This window comes from Brachybacterium ginsengisoli, from assembly GCF_002407065.1.
Taxonomy (GTDB): Bacteria; Actinomycetota; Actinomycetes; order Actinomycetales; family Dermabacteraceae; genus Brachybacterium; species Brachybacterium ginsengisoli.
In genome coordinates this window covers 1,201,732-1,222,929 of sequence record NZ_CP023564.1, presented here as the reverse complement: position 1 = coordinate 1,222,929, position 21,198 = coordinate 1,201,732, and the positions used below count along the sequence as shown (strand labels likewise).

Genomic DNA, 21,198 nt, shown 5'->3' with positions numbered 1-21,198 from the left:
CACGTCCCCCAGATCAGGTCAAGTCTCCGTCATCGCGAGGCCCTTGCCCTTGCGTCAGGGGGGCCGGGGTCCTCTACGTTGGCGACCGTTCGTCACCGCGAAATACGCGCGACATGCGAAAGGACGGCTCCATGCCCCTCCACACCACGCACGCTCCTCGCACGCACCGTTCGACCTCCACGACCTCCCTCCGCCGCGGCCTGGCTCGTACGGCCGTGACCCTGGCCGGCGGCGCCGTCGTGGCCGGCGGCATGCTCGCCACCGGCGGCGCTGCGAACGCCGCGACCGGCTGGGACGAGGTCGCCGCCTGCGAGTCCGGCGGCAACTGGTCCATCAACACCGGCAACGGCTTCTACGGCGGCCTGCAGTTCACCCAGCAGACCTGGGAGGGCTTCGGCGGCACCGAGTACGCCTCCCGCGCCGACCTGGCCTCGAAGAGCCAGCAGATCGCCGTCGCCGAGCGCGTCCTCGCCGAGCAGGGCGCAGGCGCATGGCCCAACTGCGGCGGCGCCCTGAGCGGCGGCGCCGACACCGGCAGCGCCCCCGCCGCCGAGGACGACTCCCAGGAGAGCGCCCCGCAGGAGAGCACCTCCGACAGCAGCGGCTCCGATGAGTCCTCCAGCTCGGATCAGCAGTCCGAGAGCACCTCCGAGAGCAAGAGCACCGAGCCCCAGGGCGACTGGAGCTGCGACGGCGACGGCATCGCGGACAACTGCGACGAGAACGGCTTCACCAAGGAGACCGAGAAGAAGGAGGAGCCTGCCCAGCAGGCCGCTCCGCAGGAGAAGCAGGAGTCCGCTCCGCAGGAGGAGCAGGAGTCCACCCCCGCCCCGGAGAAGTCCTCCAGCGGTGCCGGCTCCATGGCCTCCCCTGACCTCTCCGTCGCCGGCACCCTCGAGGTCGACGGCAAGGTCGGCCCGAAGACCATCACCGCCCTCCAGGACTGGCTGGGCGTGGAGCAGACCGGTGAGATGAACGAGGAGACCACCCTCGCGCTCCAGGCCTGGGTCAAGACCGACCAGGACGGCACGATCGGTCCGAAGACCGTCGCCGGCCTGCAGCACGAGATCGGCGCCACCCAGAACGGCTCCGACGAGATCGACGGGGACACCGCGAAGGTCCTGCAGACCTTCCTGAACCTCTACTGATCCATCCAGGCGACAGCGGCCCCTGACGGGCCGCGGCCACCCTGCGGCACTGCCGCACATCCCGGACGGCCGGGTCACCCTCGCGGGTGGCCCGGCCGTCCGCCGTCGTGCGTCGAGCGGAGCTGCTCGGCGACCTCCGGCGCTCCGCAGCCCGCACTCCGGGCCGGACACCCCAGACTCGCCGACTCCTCTGGCAACACAGTGCAATTCCGGTGACGCGCCCCCCATCGCGCCGCCGAGGTGACGCGCCTCTCTTTCAAGCGTTCTGCCCAACGATGCAGTTGAGAGGCGTTCTTTCGTCGGACATCCCGCGTCGGGTGCAAGTCGCGTTGCTGCAACCACTGGCAACTTCCCCTCCTCGCGGAGGCCGCTGACCAGACTCGGTCCACTGCTGCACCGCCCTGCGACGATCACCGCAGCAACGGCCCCCGCGCATCGCGCTCGGCCGATCGGGCGACTCAAGGATGAGCCAGAAGGAGCACGATGATGAGCACCACCGCCCCCGAGCATCCCACCCCGGCGGGTACGCGCCCGGCGGGCGCGGGACCGACGAAGAGGCTGCGGCCCTTCAGCTTCCGGGACAAGATCGGCTACATGTTCGGCGACTGGGGGAACGACTTCACGTTCATCCTGCAGTCCACGTTCTTCATGATCTTCTACACCAACGTCATGGGCATCAGCGCCGCCCACGTGGGCACCCTGCTCTTCGTCGCGCGCATCCTCGACGCCTTCACCGACGTGGGCGCCGGTCGTCTGATCGACGTGCTGAAGCCCGGCCGCTCCGGCCGCTTCAAGCCCTGGCTGCTGCGCATCATGATCCCCGTGACGGCCTCTGCCTTCCTCATGTTCTCGCCCTTCCTGCAGGGCGGCGGCTACGGCATGAAGGTGGCCTGGATGGTCGTCACCTATGTGCTGTGGGGGTCGATCTTCTACACCCTGATCAACATCCCCTACGGCTCCATGGCCTCGGTCATCTCCAACGACCCCGGCCACCGCGCCTCACTGTCGGTGTTCCGCTCGCTCGGCGGCACCCTGGCCAACCTCGCGATCTCCGTGATCCTGCCGCTGATCGTCTTCGTCCAGGTCTCGGGCCAGTCCGAGATGTCCGGCACCCGGATGATGTGGGCGGCGCTCGGCTGCGGCGTGCTCGCGGTGGTCTGCTACCTGCTGTGCTTCGTGAACGTGGAGGAGCGCGTCGCCACCGCGCCCAAGCCCGAGGAGGAGCGCCAGGGACTGGCCGCGGCGCTGGGGTCCATGGTCACCAACCGCGCCCTCACCGGCCTCATCGCGACCGCGCTGTTCATGCTCATCGCCTTCATGATGCTCGGCGGCATGATGCCGTACCTCCTCAACGAGTATTTCAACAACGGCCAGCTGCTGAGCGTCGTGAACTTCGTGGGCCTCGTGCCCACGCTGCTGCTCGTCCCGGTCGCGTCCAAGCTCGCCAGGACCTACGGCAAGAAGGAGATCGGCGCGGTGGGCCTGACCCTGGGCATCCTCGCCGGCGCGATGCTCTTCGTGATCCGCACTGACAGCCCGTACGTCTTCATGGTCGGCTACGCGCTGCTGATGCTCGGCGTCGCGGCGCTGAACATCCTCATCTGGGCCTTCATCACCGACGTCATCGACCTGCAGGAGATCCGCACCGGGGAGCGCAACGACGCCACCGTGTACGGCATGTACTCGTGGTCGCGGAAGCTCGGACAGGCGATCGCCGGCGGCCTGACCGGCTGGGCGCTGGGATGGATCGGCTACCAGTCCGGCGGCGGCGGGCAGTCGCAGTCGGTCCTCGACGGCATCTACACCCTGGGCACCCTGGTCCCGGCCCTGCTTCTGCTCGTGTCGCTGCTGGCCCTGGTGTTCTGGTACCCCCTGACCAAGAAGCGGGTCGACGAGAACGTCGCCCTCCTCGAGGAGCGCCACGCCGCGGCCGACGCGAGCGCCGCGCGCCCCTGATCCCACGGGTCACGGTCGTCGACCCCGAGAACGGGGACGCCGCCCGGGATAGGGTCGTCCGGAGGTCGGAGAACGCATTCCCCGCCCTCCCCGAGCTCTTCCTCCCCACGCACTCCCCTCCCACGCATACCCTCCGCCGCCCCGACCCGGGACGGCACGACATCACCCTCAGAACGGAGACACCATGTCGGAGAAGAACGTCCGTCTCGGAATCATCGGCCTCGGCGCCCAGGGCGGCATGTACGCCGGCGTCGTCGCGGACGGCAAGGTCGCGGGCATGAGCCTCGGCGCCATCGCGGACATCGATCCCGCCAAGAAGGAGCTCGCCGCAGAGAAGCACCCGGGCGTCCCCTTCTACGACGACTACGTCGCCATGCTCGACTCCGGCGATGTCGACGCCGTGGTCACCACGGTGCCGCACTTCCTCCACGCGGAGATGACCATCACGGCGATCGGCAAGGGCATCCACGCCCTGACCGAGAAGCCCGCCGGTGTCTACACCAAGCAGGTCGAGGAGATGAACTCCTTCGCGGCGGAGCACCCGGAGACCACCTTCGCGATCATGTTCAACCAGCGCACCAACCCGGTGTACACCGATCTGAAGGCGCTCATCACCTCGGGTGAGCTCGGGAAGCTGCGCCACACCTCGTGGATCATCACCACCTGGTGGCGCCCGCAGGCCTACTACGACCAGTCGGCATGGCGTGCGACCTGGGGCGGCGAGGGCGGCGGCGTGCTGGTGAACCAGGCCCCCCACCAGCTCGACCTCTGGCAGTGGCTGTGCGGCACCCCCGAGAAGGTCTTCGCGAAGCTGGCCTTCGGCTTCCAGCGCGACATCGCCACCGAGGACGAGGTCAACGCGGTCGTGGACTTCGGCGACGGCGCCACCGGCAGCTTCATCACCTCGACGAACGACATCATCGGCACCGACCGCCTGGAGATGCTCTTCGACCAGGGCAAGGTCGTCGTCGAGGGCTCCAAGAAGGTCACCATCACCCGTCTGAAGCAGGACGAGCGCTCGCTCTCCGACGGCATGTCCCCCGAGGACGTGGGCCGCCTGTTCACGGGCAGGATCAACACCTCCGAGCTGTACGAGACCGAGGTCAAGGAGTACGAGTCGGTCTGGGGCAAGCAGCACATCGACGTCCTGACCAACTTCGCGGCGAACGTCAACGACGGCACCCCGCTCATCGCCGACGGCGCCGAGGGCATCAACGGCGTGCGCCTGGCCTCCGGCATGCAGCTCTCGGCGTGGACCGGTCGCGAGATCGATCTGGTCGACTACCCGGCCGAGGAGTACCTCGCCGAGCTGAACAAGCGCATCGAGGCCGAGGGCAGCTTCCCCACGCGCTCCTGACCCGATTGCCGAGGGTCGGTCGCGGCGATCGCCGCGCCGGCCCTCGCCCGGCGGCCGCGACCCGCACGACCCGCACGACCCGCACGACCCGCACGACCCGCACGACGATCCGAACACCACCCCTCGAAGGAGAGACCCATGCCCGTCCTCGGACTCCAGCTCATGATGCTCAGGGACCAGATCAACGAGAAGGGGATGTACGAGGTGCTGCGCCAGGTGCGCGACCTCGACATCGACGCCGTCGAGGTCTCCCAGGTGGAGATGACCGACGAGCTGATCGACGACCTCGTGCGCGGCAAGGCCGACTTCGGCGTCGAGACGGCCGCGATGAGCGCCTCGATCGAGCCCGGCGGCAACGGCTTCGCCCTCTCCACCGAGTTCGACCGCGCCGTCGAGGCCTGCACGAAGACCGGCTCGCGGTACCTGCGCATCGGCATGATGCCGTTCTCGGCCATGACCACGAAGGAGGCCTGCGAGGCCTGGGCCGCCTCCGTGGAGCCCTACGCCGCCCACCTCGCCGAGCAGGGCGTCACGCTCTGCTACCACAACCACCACGTGGACCTCATCCAGTTCGACGGCGAGCGCATCTTCGACATCGTGCGCCGCGTCGCGCCGTCGCTGCTGTTCGAGGTGGACCTCCACTGGGTCCAGCGCGGCGGCATGGCACCGCTGGACATGCTCGAGGCCTACACCGGGGCCTGCAAGCTCATCCACGTCAAGGACTTCCGCATCGCGCCCTTCCCCCAGGACGTCCTGGACCGGCAGGCGGAGATGGACCGCAGCGAGTTCATGGCGGCGTTCACCAACCTCACCCAGTTCGCCGAGGTGGGCCAGGGCAACATGAACTGGCCCGCGCTGCTTCCCGCCGCCGAGAAGGCCGGCGCCGAGTACTTCCTCATCGAGCAGGACGACACCTACGGCCGCGATCCGATCGACTGCATCCGGGAGTCCCGCGAGTACCTGACGTCCATCGGGTACTGACCCCCGCCTCCGACGACGCCCGATGTCCGCGCCCCGCGCCGGACGTCGGGCGTCGTCCTGTCAGAGGCCGGCGTGACGCGGGTCTCGGCCCGGCACAGGTCGTCCGCAGTGCCATGCGCTGGAGGAAATCGGAATCCTGACCGGGGCCTGGGAGGAGCTGCAACACGATCCCAGGGTTCAGGGCGTAGCGTCGCCCGCGCCAACGACCTCAGGAGGCACAGTGAAGGTTCCCAGCAGCCGGGCACTCCGGCGCGCGATCGTGGCGATCACGTTCTCAGCGGCGATCGCCCTCACCGGATGCAGCGGCGACCAGGCCGCCCAGTCCGGTGCGAGCGACGGCGGCGGCGAGCAGGCCCCTGCGGCCAGCGACGGCGGCGGCTCCCCTCTCGCCGGCGGTCAGGGCGGGGAGCAGCAGCAGCCCCAGATGCCCGAAGCCGATGTCTCCGACGTCCCGGACGTCGTGGCCACCGTCAACGGCGAGAAGATCTCGAAGGACGAGTTCGTCTCCGCCTACGAGGGCCAGTTCCAGCAGGCCGCGATGCAGCAGCAGAGCACCGGCCAGGAGGTCGACCAGACGAAGCTCAAGAAGCAGGTCGCGGATCAGCTGGTGGACAACCACCTGCTGCTCCAGGCGGCGGAGGACTCGGGCATCACGGCGACCTCGAAGGACGTCGACGCCACCCTCGAGGAGATCGCGAAGCAGAACGGCCTCGGTTCGGCCGACGAGGTCGTCTCCGCGCTCGAGCAGCAGGGCATGAGCGAGGAGGACGTCCGCAAGGACGCCGCCTCCCAGTACACGCTCACCGCCTACATCGAGCAGGAGGCGGACGTCGAGCAGCCCAGCGACGAGGAGCTGAAGACGCAGTACGACCAGCTCGTCGAGCAGCAGAAGGCCCAGGGCGGCGGTCAGCAGGCCCAGGGCGGCAAGCAGACGGAGATTCCGCCCTTCGACGAGGTCAAGGAGCAGCTCGCCCAGCAGTCCGTCACCCAGCAGCAGAACGAGGCGGCGACGAAGATCGCCTCCGAGCTGCGGGAGTCCGGGGACGTCTCGATCGCCCTCTGATCCTCTCCCCTGCAGCACGACGGCCGGGCCCCTTCCAGGGCCCGGCCGTCGCGCGTCCGCCGACTTCAGCGGTCGGAAGCGAGTGGTCGGAGGTCAGAGGTCAGAGATCTCTGCTCGCCCGTTTGCGCACCGCACCGCGCACGGAGAGCGCGACGACGACGAGCAGCAGCGCGTAGATCACGATGGTGATCGGGCTGGAGGCCAGCACCCGCGGGTCACCCACGGAGGAGAGCAGCGCATCGCGCAGCGAGGTCTCCGCCAGCGGCCCCAGCACCATGCCGATCATCAGCGGTGCCACGGGGTAGTCGTAGCGGCGCATCAGGAACCCGACCACGCCGATCACGAACAGCACCAGCAGGTCGAAGACCGCTCCGGAGGTCGCCCAGATGCCGAGTCCGCAGAACAGGGTGATCGCGCCGTAGAGGTACGGCTTCGGGATCAGCAGCAGCTTCGCCCACAGCTGGGCGAAGGGCATATTGATGATCAGCAGCACCACCATCGCCAGGAAGAAGCTCGCCAGCAGCGCCCACACCATGTCGGCGTTCTTCTCGAAGAGCAGCGGTCCGGGCTGGAGCCCGTACTGGCGGAAGGCGGCGAGCATGATCGCGGCGGTGGCGGAGACCGGGAGGCCCAGCGCCAGCAGAGCGCCCATCGCCATGCCGGTGGTGGCGTTGCCCGCAGCCTCCGGCGCGGCCAGGCCGCGGATCGCGCCCTTGCCGAACTGGGGATCCTTGCGGCGCCGATCCAGGCGGCGCTCTGCGGAGTACGCCAGGAAGGTGGGCACCTCCGAGCCGCCCGCGGGGATGACGCCGAACGGCAGGCCGATCACGGTCCCTCGCGCCCAGGCGGGGGCCGCCTCGGCGAACTCCTTGCGGTTGAGGAAGGGGCGTCCGCCCCCGCTCATCGCCACCAGGTTCTCGCGATCGCGGCGCACCCGGGAGACCACGTAGAGGACCTCGCCGAAGGCGAGCACTGCGACGGTGACGGTGACCAGCGAGATGCCGTCGAACAGCTGCGGGGCACCGAGGGTGTAACGCTGCAGCCCGGAGATGCCGTCGACGCCGATCACGGTGATCCCGATGCCGAACACGAGAGCGGCGAGGCCCTTGAGCACGTTGTCGGAGACCACCGAGGAGGTGGCGACGAAGGCGAACAGGGCGAGGGCGAAGAACTCCGGCGGACCGAACGACTCCGACAGCGCCACGAGCGTCGGCGACAGGAACACCACCAGGACGGAGGCGACCATGCCGCCCACGAACGCTCCGATGGCGGCGGTGGCCAGCGCCTGCGGGGCGCGGCCTGCCTTGGCCATCCGGTGCCCCTCGAAGGTGGAGGCGATCGCCGAGGCCTGACCCGGGGTGTTCAGCAGGATCGCCATGGTCGAGTCGCCGAACAGGCCGCCGAAGTACACGCCGGAGAACAGGATGAACGCGGCGGTGGGGTCCAGGGCGAAGGTCATCGGCAGCAGAAGTGCCACGGCCATGGAGGATCCCAGGCCGGGCAGCACGCCGACGGCGGTGCCGAGCAGGCAGCCGACGACCACCCACAGGAGATTGATCGGGGTCAGGGCCCCCGCGAAGCCCTGGAGGAGCAGGTCGAGCTGTTCCATCAGAAACCACCTCCCAGGATGCCGGAGGGCAGGGTGAGGCCCAGCCCCGCGCCGAAGATCAGGTAGATCAGCGAGCTGAGGAACAGAGCGATGACGATGTCGAAGAGCGGGCGGCGCGAGCCGAACCCGTGGGCGGCGCACCAGAACAGGAGGGCCCCGTCCAGGATCCAGCCCAGCCACGGCATGAGCAGGGCGAAGGCGAGGAATCCGCCGCCCACCCAGCCCAGGGCCGCGAAGTCGGAGTGGGTGCGGTAGCTGCGGCCCGAGGTCTCCTCGACGGGCTCGGGCGTGCGCAGCACGCCGATCGCGATCAGCACGGCGAGCACCAGGCCGACGATCCCGAGGATCACCGGGAAGAAGCGCGGTCCGGGGAAGTCGGTGTCCGCGGCGGGGATCGTCGCGGCGCCGATGAGCAGGAACAGGCTGAATGCGGCGAGCAGGCCGGGCATGAGCAGCGCGGAGCGGCCGTGCCAGAAGCCGTGCTGCTTCGAGGTGCCCGGCGCGTCGGGCGCCCCGGGGTCGTCGGGCGCCCCGGGGTCGTCAGGGGCCGCGGCGTCGTCAGGGGCCGAGGCGGCGGTGCGCTCCTCGGCGCTCATCCCTGGATCTCCTCGAACAGGGCCGCGATGCGGACGGTCTCGTCCTCGACGTACTGCACGAGGTCCTCGCTGCCCAGCGGGACCTCCTTCCAGGAGTACCGCTTCACGGCGTCCTTCCATTCGGGGGTGGCGACGGCCTCGGCGATCAGCTCCTCGAGCTGCGCGACGTCGTCGTCGCTCACCCCGGGCGGCGCGAACATCGCGCGCCAGTTGGTGAGGGTGACGTCGTATCCGAGGTCCGGGAGGGTGGGGATGTCGATCCCGTCCAGCGGCTCCGGGGCGACGAGCCCGAGTCCGCGCAGGCGGCCGGACTCGATCTGCGGGTACATGTCCGCGAAGCCGCCGGCGGTGGCCTGGGCGGTGCCGTTGAGCAGGGCCTGGATCGCCTCGCCGCCGCCGTCCGAGGGGATGTAGGTGGTCTCGCCGGGGTCGATGCCGGCGGCGAGCGCGAGATCGGTCATGACCAGCTGGTCGAACGACCCTCCACCGGTCCAGGCGAGGCGCGAGGGATCGTCGCCCCAGCCCTGGAGGAGCTGCTCGAGATCCTGGTACGGCGAGCTGGCCGGAACCGTGATCAGGGCGTACTCCTCGACGACCCGCGCCACGGGCGTGACGTCGGAGATCACGGAGGCGGTCCCGAACTGGATCTGCGCCGCGATCTGGCCGGTGCCGCCCACCATCAGGTTGTTGGGCTCCTTCATCTGGGAGAGGTTGCCCAGCGCGATGGTGCCGCCGGCTCCCGGGACGTTCACGACCTGCACGTTGCCCACCAGGCTGTTCGAGCGCATGGTCTGCTGCATCTCGCGCTGGAAGGTGTCCCAGCCGCCGCCCGCGGCGGCGGGTGCGATGAGGGTGAGGTTCGAGCGCACGTCGGTGCCGCCCGCGCCGGCCTTGATCGACTGGTACGCGGCGGTGCCGATGACGGGGGCCGCGAGCACGCCGAATCCGATGCTGAGCGCACGGCGGCGGCTGGGGTTCGGCGGCGGCTGGAGGTCTTCCTCGGGGGCGATGACACGTCTCCTTCGTCGGGGGCGTGGCTCGGTCTCAGCCGGCGCCACGGTGCGCTGAGCGGACAGTGTAATCATGACGCTGGCCCCGTTTGCGCTGGCCGTCCACAGATCGGTTAGGGTTCCGGGACCGACCACGCAAAGGAGCGCCCATGTCTGTTCTCGTCGCCGGCACCGACACCCCCGCCGGTCAGGCCGCCTACCTCTACGGCATCGAGGAGGCCCGCCGCCGTGGCGAGGACCTGGTGGTGTTCCTCATGGAGGGGTCGCACACCCCCTCCCCCGAGCTCGGCGAGGTGACCGAGACCGTGGAGCACCCCGATGAGCGCAATCAGTCCCCCACCGGCGATCTCATCGACCGCGCGGAGCGGGACGACATCTCCGCGCTGGTGATCGGCGTACGACACCGCTCGGCGGTCGCGAAGCTGTTCCTCGGCTCCTCCGCGCAGCAGATCATCCTCGAGGCGAACAAGCCCGTGCTCTGCGTCAAGGCCTGACCGGGAGCCTCTCCCCGCTCGTCGACGGCTCCAGGGCGGATCCCGTAGGGTCCGGAGCATGATCCTCATCAACGTGAAGTTCCCTGTGAAGCCCGAGTTCGCCGACCGCTGGCCCGAGATCTCCCACGAGTTCACCGAGGCCACGCTGGCCGAGCCCGGGAACCTGTGGTTCGAGTGGTCGCGCAGCGTGAAGGAGCCCAGCACCTACGTGCTGATCGAGGCGTTCACCGACGAGGGCGCCGGTCCGCACGTCGAGTCCGTGCACTTCAAGGCGATGCAGGAGGAGTTCCCGCAGTACCTCGAAGCGACCCCGCAGATCATCTCCCAGCAGATCGAGAGCGACGGCTGGGGCCCCATGGGAGAGATCACCGTCGACTGATCCGGCGGAGGTCGACGCGGCACCCTCAGTGCTCGCCGCGTCGGCCGAGCGTCGTCACCGGCGACGCCCCGGGTCGCGTCCACTGCGGCAGGGGGCGGCTGGTCCCGCCCCAGGTGGGGGTGCCGTCGGCGTCGGTGCGCCAGGACCAGCAGGCGTGGCGCCCTGCGGGCCAGCCCTCGGGGACGTCCTCCCAGTCCTCGCCGCGGCCGAAGGGCGTCATGTCCAGCAGCCCCATGGCGACGTTGACCCGTTCGTTGCCGCGGCCCGTGGTGCGGTAGGTGAGGAACACGCTGTCGCCGTCGCGCAGGAAGCTCGCGAGGTACCCCATGTCGCCGCCGATCGGCGCGGGCGCGTCCCGCACCGAGTACCAGGGCACCTGCCCGTAGCCCATGAAGGCGGTGTACGGCTGGACCTCCTCCCACGCCCCCGTGGTGAGGACCGCGAGGGAGACGCCGTGCCCGTGGAGATAGGTCGCGTCCTGGAGATGCCAGGCGGTGGTGGTGCAGCCCTCGCACTGCCCCTGATGCGGGGCGCCGTCGTGCCACATGTGCTGGTAGACCACGAGCCGGTCGCGCCCCTCGAACAGGTCCAGGAAGGGCACTGCACCGTCGGGCCCGACGACGACGACGCCGCCGTCGACCTCCACCATGGGCAGGCGGCGCCGGGCGGCGGCGACCGCGTCGCCCTCATGCGTGTGGGCCTTCTCCCGCACGAGCAGCTCGTCCCGTGCGGACTGCCAGGTCCCGAGGTCGACGACGGCAGGCCGTCCGGCGTCGGCCGCTCGCTGCGCGCTCATCGCTGCGTGCTCTCGGCTCGTTCCCATTCGGTGCCCGGGGGTCGTTCGAGGTGCGTGGGTCGGTACTCGAGGAGCTGGAGGCCCCCTTCGAAGGTGCGTGCGGTGAGGAGCTCGAGGGAGAAGTCCTCGAAGTGCTCCCAGATCCGCTCGAGGCCGGTACGGCCCGTGATGACGGGGAAGAGCACGATCCGGAATCGGTCCACGAGACCGGCCTTCATGAGCGAATGGCTGAGCCGGATGCTGCCGGTGGAGGTCAGCGGCGTGGATGCTGTGCGCTTGAGCTCGGTGACGGCCTCGACCGCGTCGGTGCTGACCAGCGTGGTGTTCGGCCAGGTGAGCGGCTCCTCGAGGGTCGAGGAGAACACGATCTTGGGCATCTGGGCCATCTGGGCGAAGCTCGCCTTCTCCTCCTCGGAGATGTCGAGCTCCGCGGCCTGGGTCGCCATCTCGGCCATGAGCCGATAGGTGGTCGCCCCCATGAGCGTCAGGGCCTCCGGCTGCCGGGCGAGCCAGGCCAGGTACTCCTCGCTCTGCAGCCCCCACCATCCGGGCCAGCCCTCGCCGGCGGCGCAGCCGTCGAGCGAGAGGATCAGGTCGACCACCAGCTCTCCGGCGCCGGGCGCCTGCTCCGCACCTCCTGCGTCGGCAGTGGGAGTCTCTCCTGCGGTGCTCGCGTCGTCGTCCATCACGGCCCTCCTCGGGCGGGTGCCCCGGCGAGCGCCGGTGCGGAGGGCTCCAGCCAAGCACTCCCGGGGCACCGCGTCCAGAGCCGGATCCGGGGGCGCTCGGGTGTGTCCCACCCCGCTCTCGTCTTGCACTCACTGCAAGATCCCACCTAACCTCGAACAGCGGGCACGCCCGCAGGACGAGCGGGAACACCACCCGTCAGCAACTTGGACGCAGGAGGTTCCCGCCATGGCGCGGACGCATGAGAGGTCCGCGGACGGCACGGAGCCCGCAGCGCCGATCGCCAACCCGAATCTGGTGATGGCGGTGCTGCTCGCCGGCGCCTTCGTGATCATCCTGAACCAGACCCTGCTCAACACGGCGCTGCCCGCGTTCATGGCGGACTTCGGGATCACCGCGAACACCGCGCAGTGGGTGACCACGCTGTTCATGCTGGTCAACGGCATCATGATCCCCGCGACGGCCTTCCTGATCCAGAAGTTCACCACCCGCACGATGTTCTTCGCCGCGATGGGCATCTTCGCCCTCGGCACGGTCATCTGCGCGATCGCCCCGTCCTACCCGGTGCTGCTGCTGGGCCGCGTGGTGCAGGCCGCCAGCGGCGGCATGATCATGCCGCTGATGCAGACGATCCTGTTCGCGATCTTCCCGATCCACCGCCGCGGCACCGCCATGGGCACGTTCGGACTGGTGATCTCGTTCGCCCCCGCGATCGGGCCCACCCTGTCCGGGTTCATCGTCGACCACTGGTCGTGGCGGATCCTCTTCGTGATGATGCTGCCGATCGCGCTCGGCGCCCTGGTCTTCGCCCACTTCACGCTGAAGAACGTCACCGAGCAGACGAATCCGCGTCTGGACGTGCTCTCGCTGATCCTCTCCACCTTCGCCTTCGGCGGCCTCCTGTTCGGCTTCAGCAACGCGGGCAACGCCGGCTGGACCAGCGCCCAGGTGCTCGTCCCGCTGATCGTGGGCGTGCTGACCCTGGCGTGGTTCACCCGCCGCCAGCTGCGCCTGGAGGAGCCGCTGCTCGAGCTGCGGGTGCTGACGAACCCCATGTTCACCCTCGGCACGGCGCTGGGCATGCTGGTGTTCATGGCGATGATCGGCGGGATGCTGATGATCCCGCTGTACATGCAGAACATGAGCGACTTCACCGCCATGGAGTCCGGGCTGGTCCTGCTGCCGGGCGCGCTGATCATGGGCCTGATGTCCCCCGTGACCGGTCGGATCTTCGACCGCTTCGGCGCCTCGGCGCTCGCGATCACCGGCTTCGCCCTGCTGGCCGTGACCAGCGTGCTGCTGGGGCTGCTCAGCACGGAGACGAGCTTCGCCTACATCGCGATCGTGAACGCGGTGCGGATGCTCGGCACGGCGATGGTGATCATGCCGGTGACCACGGCGGCGCTGAACCAGCTGCCGCCGCGGATGATCCCCCACGGCGCCGCGGTCAACAACACGCTGCGCCAGGTGGCCGCCTCCGTGGGCACCGGAGTGCTCGTCACGGTGATGACCGCGACGGCGCGCGATCCCGAGGTGTACGGCCTCTCCGGTGCGATCCACGGCGTGAACGTCGCGTTCTGGGTGGCGGGTGGCATCGCCGCGCTGGGTCTGGTGGGCGCGTGCTTCCTGCGCGGCTCGCGACCGCGGGAGCTGGCTCCGGACGACGCCCGCTGAGCGTCCCTCCGGCAGGACGGCAGGACAGCAGGACGGGGGACGTTGACTGGTCGCGATCTGCCGGCGCGACGGCGGACGGTGCTCGACTCCGGCCCCTCGCCCCTGGACACCTCGCCGTGACTCGGGACACACTGGGCCCGTTGCGGCCGGTGACGCACCTCGTTCCCGGGGCCCGCGATGCCTGCTGGGTCACCTCTTCCGCCGCGTGGGTGGCACGCCGTCGCTCGCGACCATAGTGTCGATGACCGCCTGCGACCTGCGCGACCGTGCCCGGTCGGGAGCAGCGCCGCTCCCCGGCTCAGCTCCGCGCGTCCCAGGCGACGTGTGCCCGTAGTCGATCGAAAGGACCGTGATGGCAGAGGCCGCCGAGATCCCTCGCCCTGCAGATTCCCCCGAGATCAGACGGGACCCCGGCGGAGGGGACGGCGGAACCACCACGGATCCGGGCACGTCACCGGAGCGCGGCCACTCCCCCGTGAACTGGCCCGTGTTCGTCGGCACCTCGGTGATCATCGTCGCCTTCGTGCTGTTCGCCGCCATCTGGCCAGGCACGGCGAAGTCCGTCATCTTCGGGTCGATGGCCTGGGTGGCCACGAACTTCGGCTGGTACTACGTCCTCACGGCCACCATCGTCGTGGTGTTCGTGCTGATCGTCGCGTTCTCCAAGGTGGGCGGGACGAAGATGGGCCCGGACCACTCGCTGCCGAAGTACAACCTGTTCACCTGGGCGGCGATGCTGTTCGCCGCCGGCATCGGCGTGGACCTGATGTTCTTCGGCATCTCGGGCCCGGCCACGAACCTCCTCACCCCTCCGGAGGCGCCCGCGGGTTCCGACGAGGCCGCGCGGATGGCGACGATCTGGACGATCTTCCACTACGGCATCCCCGGCTGGGCGATGTACGCGCTCATGGGCATGGCCTTCGGCCTGTTCGCGTACCGCTACCACCTGCCGCTGTCGATCCGCTCCGCGCTGGCCCCGATCTTCGGCCGACGGATCCACGGGGCCGTGGGCCACGCCGCCGAGATCGGTGCCACGATCGGCACGATCTTCGGCATCTCGGTGTCGCTCGGCATCGGCGTCGTCTTCCTCAACTTCGGCCTCTCGGCCCTGTTCGGCATCCCGAACTCGATCGCGGTGCAGATCGCCCTGATGGCCCTGGCCGTGTTCATCACGATCCTCTCGACCGTCTCCGGCGTCGACAAGGGCATCCGTCGGCTCTCCGAGCTGAACGTGCTGCTGGCCGTGGTGCTCATGCTGTGGGTGCTGTTCTCCGGCCAGACCACCCATCTGCTCAACGCCCTGGTCCAGAACATCGGCGACTTCTTCTCCCGGTTCCCCGGGATGATGATGAACACCTTCGCGTACACCGACGGCGCGGCGGAGCTCGGCTATCCCGCCGATCAGTGGATGGCGGACTGGACCCTGTTCTTCTGGGCCTGGTGGATCGCCTGGGCGCCCTTCGTGAGCCTGTTCCTGGCGCGCATCTCCCGCGGCCGCACCCTGCGCCAGTTCGTGGTGGGCGTGCTGCTCATCCCCTTCTCCTTCATCCTGCTGTGGGTCTCGATCTTCGGCAACGCCGCGCTGAGCTTCCGGGACGACCCGGAGTTCCTCGACCTCGCCGTGAACCAGCCCGAGTCCGGGTTCTTCAACCTGCTCGAGCAGTACCCGGGCTCGATCTTCACCGTCTCGCTCGCTCTCCTCACAGGTCTGTTCTTCTACGTCACCTCCGCGGACTCCGGCTCGCTGGTCATGGCGAACATGACCTCGAAGGCCACCACCACGGACTCCGACGGCCCGCCCTGGCTGCGCATCGTGTGGGCGGTCATCACCGGCGCGCTGACCCTGGTGATGCTGTTCATCGACGGCGTCTACACCCTGCAGGCGGCCACCGTGATGGTGGGGCTCCCGCTGTCTGTGCTGGTCTACCTCGTCATGTTCAGCCTGTGGAAGGTGCTGCGCACCGAGCACATGAACCTCGAGTCGCGCCGCGCCGCCCTGCCGGCCCTGCTCACCAGCCGCGTCCGCGAGGCGGAGTCCGGCGAACGCGGAGCGTGGCGCCGTCGGCTCCAGCACCGGATGAGCTACGCCACCGCGGAGCAGGCGACGGCGTTCATCGAGGGCGTCGCCGCTCCGGCGGTCGAGGAGGTCGGCGCCGAGCTGGAGAAGCTCGGCGTGGACGTCTCCTGCCACCGCGGTGCGCACCCCGACAGCTCGATCCCCTTCGTGGACCTGGTCGTCTCCTTCCCCGACGCCGAGGACTTCAAGTACCAGGCCTATCCGGTGGCCTACTCGACCCCGAGCTTCGCGGCCAACCTGGCCGCGGTGCGCGACACCTACTACCGCGTCGAGATCTTCTCGACCCTCGGCTCCCGCGGCCGGGACATCATGGGGTACGGGAAGGAGCAGGTCATCGCCGATGTCCTGGACTCCTACGACGCCCACATCATGTACCTGACCATGAGCACCGAGATCGGCACGGCGACCGGCACGATCCCGGTCACCGCACCGGAGACGTGGATCGACACCGACCAGGTCGACGCCTCCGCCGCGGCTCCCGAGGAGCCGTCCGCACCCCTCACGCCCGACACGAAGGAGCGCCATGACTGACACCATCGCCACGCTGTACATCGACGGGGAGTGGGTGGCCTCGTCCTCGGGCGAGACCCGCACCGTCACCTGCCCGGCCGATCAGAGCGAGGTCGGCACGGTCTCCGAGGCCACCGCGGACGACGTCGAACGGGCGATCCTCGCGGCGAGGAGGTCCTTCGAGTCGCGCGTGTGGTCCGACCGGCCCGCCTCCGAGCGCGGGGACCTCCTGCTGAAGGTCGCCGACGCGCTCCAGGAGCGCAAGGCCGAGTTCGCCCGCGCCGAGGCGCTCGACACCGGCAAGCGCCTGGTCGAGGCCGAGGGCGACATGGACGACATCACCGCCTGCTTCCGCTACTTCGGGAAGATCGCCGGCCAGAACCCGGGCCGTCTCATCGACGCCGGGGACGACAGCGTGATCTCCCGTGTGGTCCACGAGCCGATCGGTGTGTGCGGCATGATCACGCCCTGGAACTTCCCGCTGCTGCAGGCCGCGTGGAAGATCGCCCCCGCCCTCGCCGCCGGGAACTCCTTCATCATCAAGCCCGCCGAGCTCACGCCCCACACGACCATCCTGATCATCGACGTGCTCGACAAGCTCGGCGTGCCCGCAGGCGTGGCGAACCTCGTGCTCGGCGACGGCGGCGTGGTCGGCGCGCCGCTGTCCTCCCACCCGGAGATCGACCTGATCTCCTTCACCGGCGGCCTCGTCACCGGTCGCAAGATCGCCGCGGCCGCCGCCGAGGGGATCAAGAAGGTGGCCCTGGAGCTGGGCGGCAAGAACCCCAACGTGGTGTTCGCCGACGCCGACTACGACGCGGCGCTCGACAACGCGCTCAACGCCGGGTTCATGGACTCCGGGCTGCTCTGCTCGGCCGGGACCCGCCTGATCGTGCAGGACACGATCGCCGAGCGCTTCGTCGACGACCTGGTGGCGCGCGCGGAGGGCATCGTCATGGGCGGACCCTTCGACGAGAGCGCCGAGACCGGTCCCCTCATCTCGCAGCAGCACCGGGACAAGGTCACCGACTACGTGGAGCGCGGCGTCGCGGCCGGAGCGCGCCTGCGCACCGGCGGCCACTGGGGCGGGCCCGAGCACGAGAAGGGCTGCTTCTACGCCCCGACCGTGCTGGACCGCTGCACCGCCGAGAACCCCGCCGTGATCGAGGAGGGCTTCGGCCCGGTCATCACGGTGGAGACGTTCTCGACCGAGGAGGAGGCGATCGCGATCGCCAACCACACCGAGTACGGCCTGGCCGGCGGCGTGTGGACCTCGAACGCGGGCACCGCCAACCGGGTCTCGCGCGGCCTGCGCCACGGCACGATCTGGATCAACGACTACCACCCCTACCTGCCGCAGGCGGAGTGGGGCGGCTTCAAGATGTCCGGCACCGGGCGCGAGCTGGGCCCCACCGGTCTCGAGGAGTACACCGAGGCCAAGCACATCTACCAGAACACCGAGCCGGCCGTGACCGGCTGGTTCCCCCAGAAGTGAGCGGCGCGGGGCAGGGTCCGTCGGCCCTGCCCCGCCGCCCCGTCCCCCCATCTGTCGAGAGGAAGCAGAAGACATGTCCGAGAACGCCCTGACCTCCGAGAACCCCGTCTCCGAGTTCGACTACGTCATCGTCGGCGGAGGCTCCGCCGGCGCGGCTCTCGCCGCGCGGCTCAGCGAGGACCCCGAGGTCGACGTGGCCCTGCTCGAGGCCGGCCCGTCGGACCTCGAGCACCAGGAGGTGCTGCAGCTCAAGCGCTGGCCCGAGCTGCTCGAGGGCGGCCTGGACTGGGACTACCCGATCGAGCCGCAGGAGAACGGCAACTCCTTCATGCGCCACGCCCGCGCGAAGGTGCTGGGCGGATGCTCCTCCCACAACTCGTGCATCGCCTTCCACCCGCCGGCGGAGGACATGGACCTGTGGGAGCAGCTCGGGGCCGAGGGCTGGAACGCCGGGACGATCCTTCCGCTGATCGCCCGCCTGGAGACCAACAGGGACCGCACCGGCGAGGGCCACGGAACCGACGGCCCCGTGCACCTCATGGACGTGCCGCCGGAGGACCCGGTGGGCGTCGCCCTGCTGGAGGCCTGCGAGCAGGCCGGCATCCCCGCGGCGCGGTTCAACGACTTCGAGACCGTGGTCAACGGCGCGAACTGGTTCCAGGTGAACCGTCAGGCCGACGGCACCCGCGCCTCCTCCTCCGTGTCCTACCTGCACCCGAACCTGGAGCGGGAGAACCTGCACGTGCTCACCGGGCTGCAGGTCATGCGGGTCCTGTTCGACGAGGACCAGCGGGCCACGGGCGTGGAGTACATCGACAACGCCTTCGACCGCTCCTCGGTCATGCACGCCCGCCGCGAGGTCATCCTCTCCGCCGGGGCGATCGACTCGCCCAAGCTGCTGATGCTCTCCGGCATCGGCCCGGCCGACCACCTGCGCGAGGTGGGCATCGAGGTGCGGGTCGACTCCCCCGGCGTCGGCTCGAACCTGCAGGACCACCCCGAGGCCGTGATCTCGTGGGAGTCGACGCAGAAGATGACGCGCGAGTCCACGCAGTGGTGGGAGATCGGGATCTTCACGCCCACCGAGGAGGGCCTGGACCTGCCGGACCTGATGATGCACTACGGCTCGGTGCCCTTCGACATGCACACCCGCCGTCAGGGCTACCCCACCTCGCCGGAGTCCTTCGCGCTCACGCCGAACATCACCCACGCCCGCTCGCGCGGCACCGTGCGCCTGCGTTCGATCGACTACCGGGACAAGCCGAAGGTGGATCCCCGCTACTTCACCGACGAGGACGGCCACGACATGCGGGTCGCCGTCGCCGGGATCCGGAAGGCGCGCGAGATCGTGACGCAGTCCGGGATGGACGCCTACCGCGGCCGTGAGCTGTTCCCGGGTGAGGACGTGCAGAGCGACGAGGAGATCGCCGACTACGTCGCGAAGACCCACAACACCGTCTACCACCCCGCAGGCTCCTGCCGGATGGGCGCGGTGGACGACGACATGTCGCCGCTGGATCCGCAGCTGCGGGTCAAGGGCGTGACGGGTCTGCGCGTGGTCGACGGCTCCGTGATGCCTCAGCTGGTCGCGGTGAACCCCAACATCACCACGATGCTGATCGGCGAGCGCGCGGCGGACCTCATCAAGGCCGACCGCACCGCCTGACCGGCCCGAGGTGCGCAGGGGCTCTCCACGCCCCTCACCCGCCTCCCACGACGTCGACCGTTGCGCTGTCGGAGTTCTGAGTGCTCAGAACGCCGACGGTGCACCGGTCGACGTCTTTCCGGGCGGGTCAGCTCGTCGGGTCGATGAGCAGCTTCCCCCGCGCCGCGCCGTCGCGGCTGGCCTCGAGGGCCGCCCCCGCCTCGGCGAGCGGGAAGGTCCGGTCGATCTGCACGTCGAGCACGCCGCGGTCCACCTTCTCGAGCAGGCCGGCGAGGCGGGCGCCGTCGGGCCGCACCCACAGCCAGCGCCCACCGGACTCCTCGACGCTCGGATCCGCGATCGAGACGTGCCGGCCGCCCTCGGCCAGCAGGGCCAGGGTCTCCTCGCGCACGCCGCCCACGAAGTCCGCGACCGCGCTCACCCCGTCGGGCGCGACCTCGCGCACCCGCTCGACCAGGCCCTCGCCGTGGGCGACGGGCGTGACGCCGAGGGCTCGCAGCGCCTCGTGGTTGTGCGGGGAGGCGGTGCCGATCACGGTCGCGCCCACCTCACGGGCGAGCTGCGCGGCGAGGTGGCCCACGCCGCCGGACGCCGCATGCAGCAGCAGGGTGTCCTCAGCCGTCAGCTCGAGCGCCTCGAGGCTTCGCAGCGCCGTCAGCCCCACCAGCGGCAGGGCGGCCGCGACGTCGAAGCCCACGCCGTCGGGGATCGCGGAGACGGAGGTGGCGGGCAGGGCGACGAGCTCCGCATAGGTGCCGCCCTGGAGGACGTCCTTGCGGCCGTAGGCGGCGACCCGGTCCCCGGGACGGAACTCCGGGGTGTCGGGCCCGACGGCCTCGACCACACCCGCGACATCCCAGCCCGGGACGACGGGGAAGACCGCATCCATCAGCGGATCGAGGCCGCCGGCCATCGCCTTCCAGTCCACCGGATTCACGGAGGCGCGCTCCACGCGGATCAGGACCGCGCCGGGTGCCACCCGCGGCGTGGGCCGCTCGGTGAGCTGGAGAGTGGAGGGATCGCCGTACTGGTCATAGGTCATGGCACGCATGCGGGGACAACGCCTCGGAGCGCCCTGTCATTCCCGCCGCTGCCCCGGACCTCTCACCGGCGCGGATGACGCCATGTGACGGCGAAGGTCCCTCGGAGTGCATCGGTGGCCGCGTGCGGCCTACAGTGAAAACCATGCTGACCGACACTGCGCTCCGCGAGGCGTTCTCTCATTTCCCCCAGGGCCTGGTCCTAGTGGCGGCAGAGGTCGACGGCGTCCGTCACGGCCTGGTCGCCTCGACGTTCACCGTCGGCGTCTCCCTCGACCCGCCCTTGGTCTCCCTCGCGGTCCAGCACAGCTCGCGCACCTGGCCCCTCCTCCAGGAGCACGGCCATCTCGGGGTGACCGTGCTGGGAAGCGTGCAGCAGCCCGTGACCCGCCAGCTCGCCTCCTCGGATCGCGCACGCCGCTTCGACGGCATCGACGTGACGATCGACCCCCACGGCGCCCTCATCGTGCAGGACGCCCCGGCATGGATGACCGTGCGCGTCCACGACCAGATGCGCGCCGGGGACCATGACCTGGTGCTGCTCGAGGTGCTCTCGATCGACAGCTCGCCCGAGTCCGAGGCGATGGTGTTCCACCGCAGCCGGTTCAGGACCCTGGCCCAGGAGCAGCTGCACGTCTGAGCGGCCGACGGGACTGCGCG

The 21,198-nt window shown here is 69.9% G+C and carries 18 protein-coding genes; 12 read left to right on the top strand and 6 right to left on the bottom strand.

Annotated features, from left to right (window positions below; all coding sequences use genetic code 11):
- The first annotated feature begins 131 nt into the window (after positions 1-131).
- The 5 genes from CFK41_RS05430 to CFK41_RS05410 all read left to right on the top strand — a co-directional run bounded on the left by CFK41_RS05430 (position 132) and on the right by CFK41_RS05410 (position 6,505).
- Positions 132-1,148 carry a transglycosylase family protein gene (locus CFK41_RS05430; protein ID WP_096798747.1) on the top strand — a complete coding sequence of 339 codons (1,017 nt, stop codon included), beginning with the start codon at positions 132-134 and terminating at the stop codon, positions 1,146-1,148.
- A gap of 486 nt (positions 1,149-1,634) precedes the next feature.
- Positions 1,635-3,104, top strand: a complete 1,470-nt coding sequence (locus CFK41_RS05425) for an MFS transporter (RefSeq protein WP_096800949.1) — start codon at positions 1,635-1,637, stop codon at positions 3,102-3,104.
- A 184-nt stretch (positions 3,105-3,288) separates the two neighbouring features.
- Positions 3,289-4,461 carry a Gfo/Idh/MocA family protein gene (locus CFK41_RS05420; RefSeq protein WP_096798746.1) on the top strand — a complete coding sequence of 391 codons (1,173 nt, stop codon included), beginning with the start codon at positions 3,289-3,291 and terminating at the stop codon, positions 4,459-4,461.
- 138 nt (positions 4,462-4,599) lie between these two features.
- Entirely contained in the window at positions 4,600-5,442 is an 843-nt protein-coding gene (locus CFK41_RS05415; protein WP_096798745.1) for a sugar phosphate isomerase/epimerase family protein, read from the top strand.
- Positions 5,443-5,662: 220 nt separating this feature from the next.
- Complete coding sequence (locus tag CFK41_RS05410) at positions 5,663-6,505, top strand: SurA N-terminal domain-containing protein (RefSeq protein ID WP_096798744.1); 843 nt, start codon at positions 5,663-5,665, stop codon at positions 6,503-6,505.
- Positions 6,506-6,605: 100 nt separating this feature from the next.
- Here the strand turns inward: CFK41_RS05410 and CFK41_RS05405 are convergent, their stop codons facing one another.
- From CFK41_RS05405 to CFK41_RS05395, 3 genes are read right to left on the bottom strand one after another with little or no spacing between them, the layout of a single operon-like run.
- A complete protein-coding gene (locus CFK41_RS05405) occupies positions 6,606-8,114 on the bottom strand; it encodes a tripartite tricarboxylate transporter permease (RefSeq protein ID WP_096798743.1) in 1,509 nt (502 codons plus the stop codon).
- Positions 8,114-8,710, bottom strand: a complete 597-nt coding sequence (locus tag CFK41_RS05400; RefSeq protein ID WP_096798742.1) for a tripartite tricarboxylate transporter TctB family protein — start codon at positions 8,708-8,710, stop codon at positions 8,114-8,116. Before CFK41_RS05400 ends, CFK41_RS05405 begins: the two co-directional genes overlap by 1 nt.
- Positions 8,707-9,648 carry a tripartite tricarboxylate transporter substrate binding protein gene (locus tag CFK41_RS05395; RefSeq protein WP_321169387.1) on the bottom strand — a complete coding sequence of 314 codons (942 nt, stop codon included), beginning with the start codon at positions 9,646-9,648 and terminating at the stop codon, positions 8,707-8,709. Before CFK41_RS05395 ends, CFK41_RS05400 begins: the two co-directional genes overlap by 4 nt.
- 221 nt (positions 9,649-9,869) lie before the next feature.
- Here CFK41_RS05395 and CFK41_RS05390 point away from each other — a divergent pair, with 221 nt between their 5' ends.
- Positions 9,870-10,214 (top strand): universal stress protein, encoded by a 345-nt coding sequence (locus CFK41_RS05390; RefSeq protein ID WP_096798740.1) that lies wholly within the window; start codon positions 9,870-9,872, stop codon positions 10,212-10,214.
- 58 nt (positions 10,215-10,272) lie between these two features.
- Complete coding sequence (locus CFK41_RS05385) at positions 10,273-10,593, top strand: putative quinol monooxygenase (protein ID WP_096798739.1); 321 nt, start codon at positions 10,273-10,275, stop codon at positions 10,591-10,593.
- A gap of 25 nt (positions 10,594-10,618) precedes the next feature.
- On the opposite strand, the gene CFK41_RS05380 is transcribed toward CFK41_RS05385, so the two are convergent.
- Entirely contained in the window at positions 10,619-11,389 is a 771-nt protein-coding gene (locus tag CFK41_RS05380) for a DUF899 family protein (protein ID WP_096798738.1), read from the bottom strand.
- Positions 11,386-12,075 carry a dihydrofolate reductase family protein gene (locus CFK41_RS05375; RefSeq protein ID WP_096798737.1) on the bottom strand — a complete coding sequence of 230 codons (690 nt, stop codon included), beginning with the start codon at positions 12,073-12,075 and terminating at the stop codon, positions 11,386-11,388. The genes CFK41_RS05380 and CFK41_RS05375 overlap by 4 nt, the downstream gene beginning before the upstream one ends.
- Before the next feature lie 229 nt (positions 12,076-12,304).
- Here CFK41_RS05375 and CFK41_RS05370 point away from each other — a divergent pair, with 229 nt between their 5' ends.
- From CFK41_RS05370 to CFK41_RS05355, 4 genes are all read left to right on the top strand, one after another.
- Complete coding sequence (locus CFK41_RS05370) at positions 12,305-13,750, top strand: MDR family MFS transporter (protein ID WP_096798736.1); 1,446 nt, start codon at positions 12,305-12,307, stop codon at positions 13,748-13,750.
- A gap of 352 nt (positions 13,751-14,102) precedes the next feature.
- Complete coding sequence (betT, locus tag CFK41_RS05365) at positions 14,103-16,358, top strand: choline BCCT transporter BetT (RefSeq protein ID WP_096798735.1); 2,256 nt, start codon at positions 14,103-14,105, stop codon at positions 16,356-16,358.
- A complete protein-coding gene (locus CFK41_RS05360; protein WP_096798734.1) occupies positions 16,351-17,832 on the top strand; it encodes an aldehyde dehydrogenase family protein in 1,482 nt (493 codons plus the stop codon). The genes betT and CFK41_RS05360 overlap by 8 nt, the downstream gene beginning before the upstream one ends.
- Before the next feature lie 73 nt (positions 17,833-17,905).
- On the top strand, positions 17,906-19,498 hold the full coding sequence (locus CFK41_RS05355; protein ID WP_096798733.1) for a GMC family oxidoreductase: 1,593 nt from the start codon (positions 17,906-17,908) through the stop codon (positions 19,496-19,498).
- Between the two features lie 127 nt (positions 19,499-19,625).
- On the opposite strand, the gene CFK41_RS05350 is transcribed toward CFK41_RS05355, so the two are convergent.
- Entirely contained in the window at positions 19,626-20,540 is a 915-nt protein-coding gene (locus CFK41_RS05350) for an NADP-dependent oxidoreductase (RefSeq protein WP_321169386.1), read from the bottom strand.
- Between the two features lie 143 nt (positions 20,541-20,683).
- Here CFK41_RS05350 and CFK41_RS05345 point away from each other — a divergent pair, with 143 nt between their 5' ends.
- Complete coding sequence (locus tag CFK41_RS05345) at positions 20,684-21,178, top strand: flavin reductase family protein (protein ID WP_096798731.1); 495 nt, start codon at positions 20,684-20,686, stop codon at positions 21,176-21,178.
- The last annotated feature ends 20 nt before the right edge of the window (positions 21,179-21,198 follow it).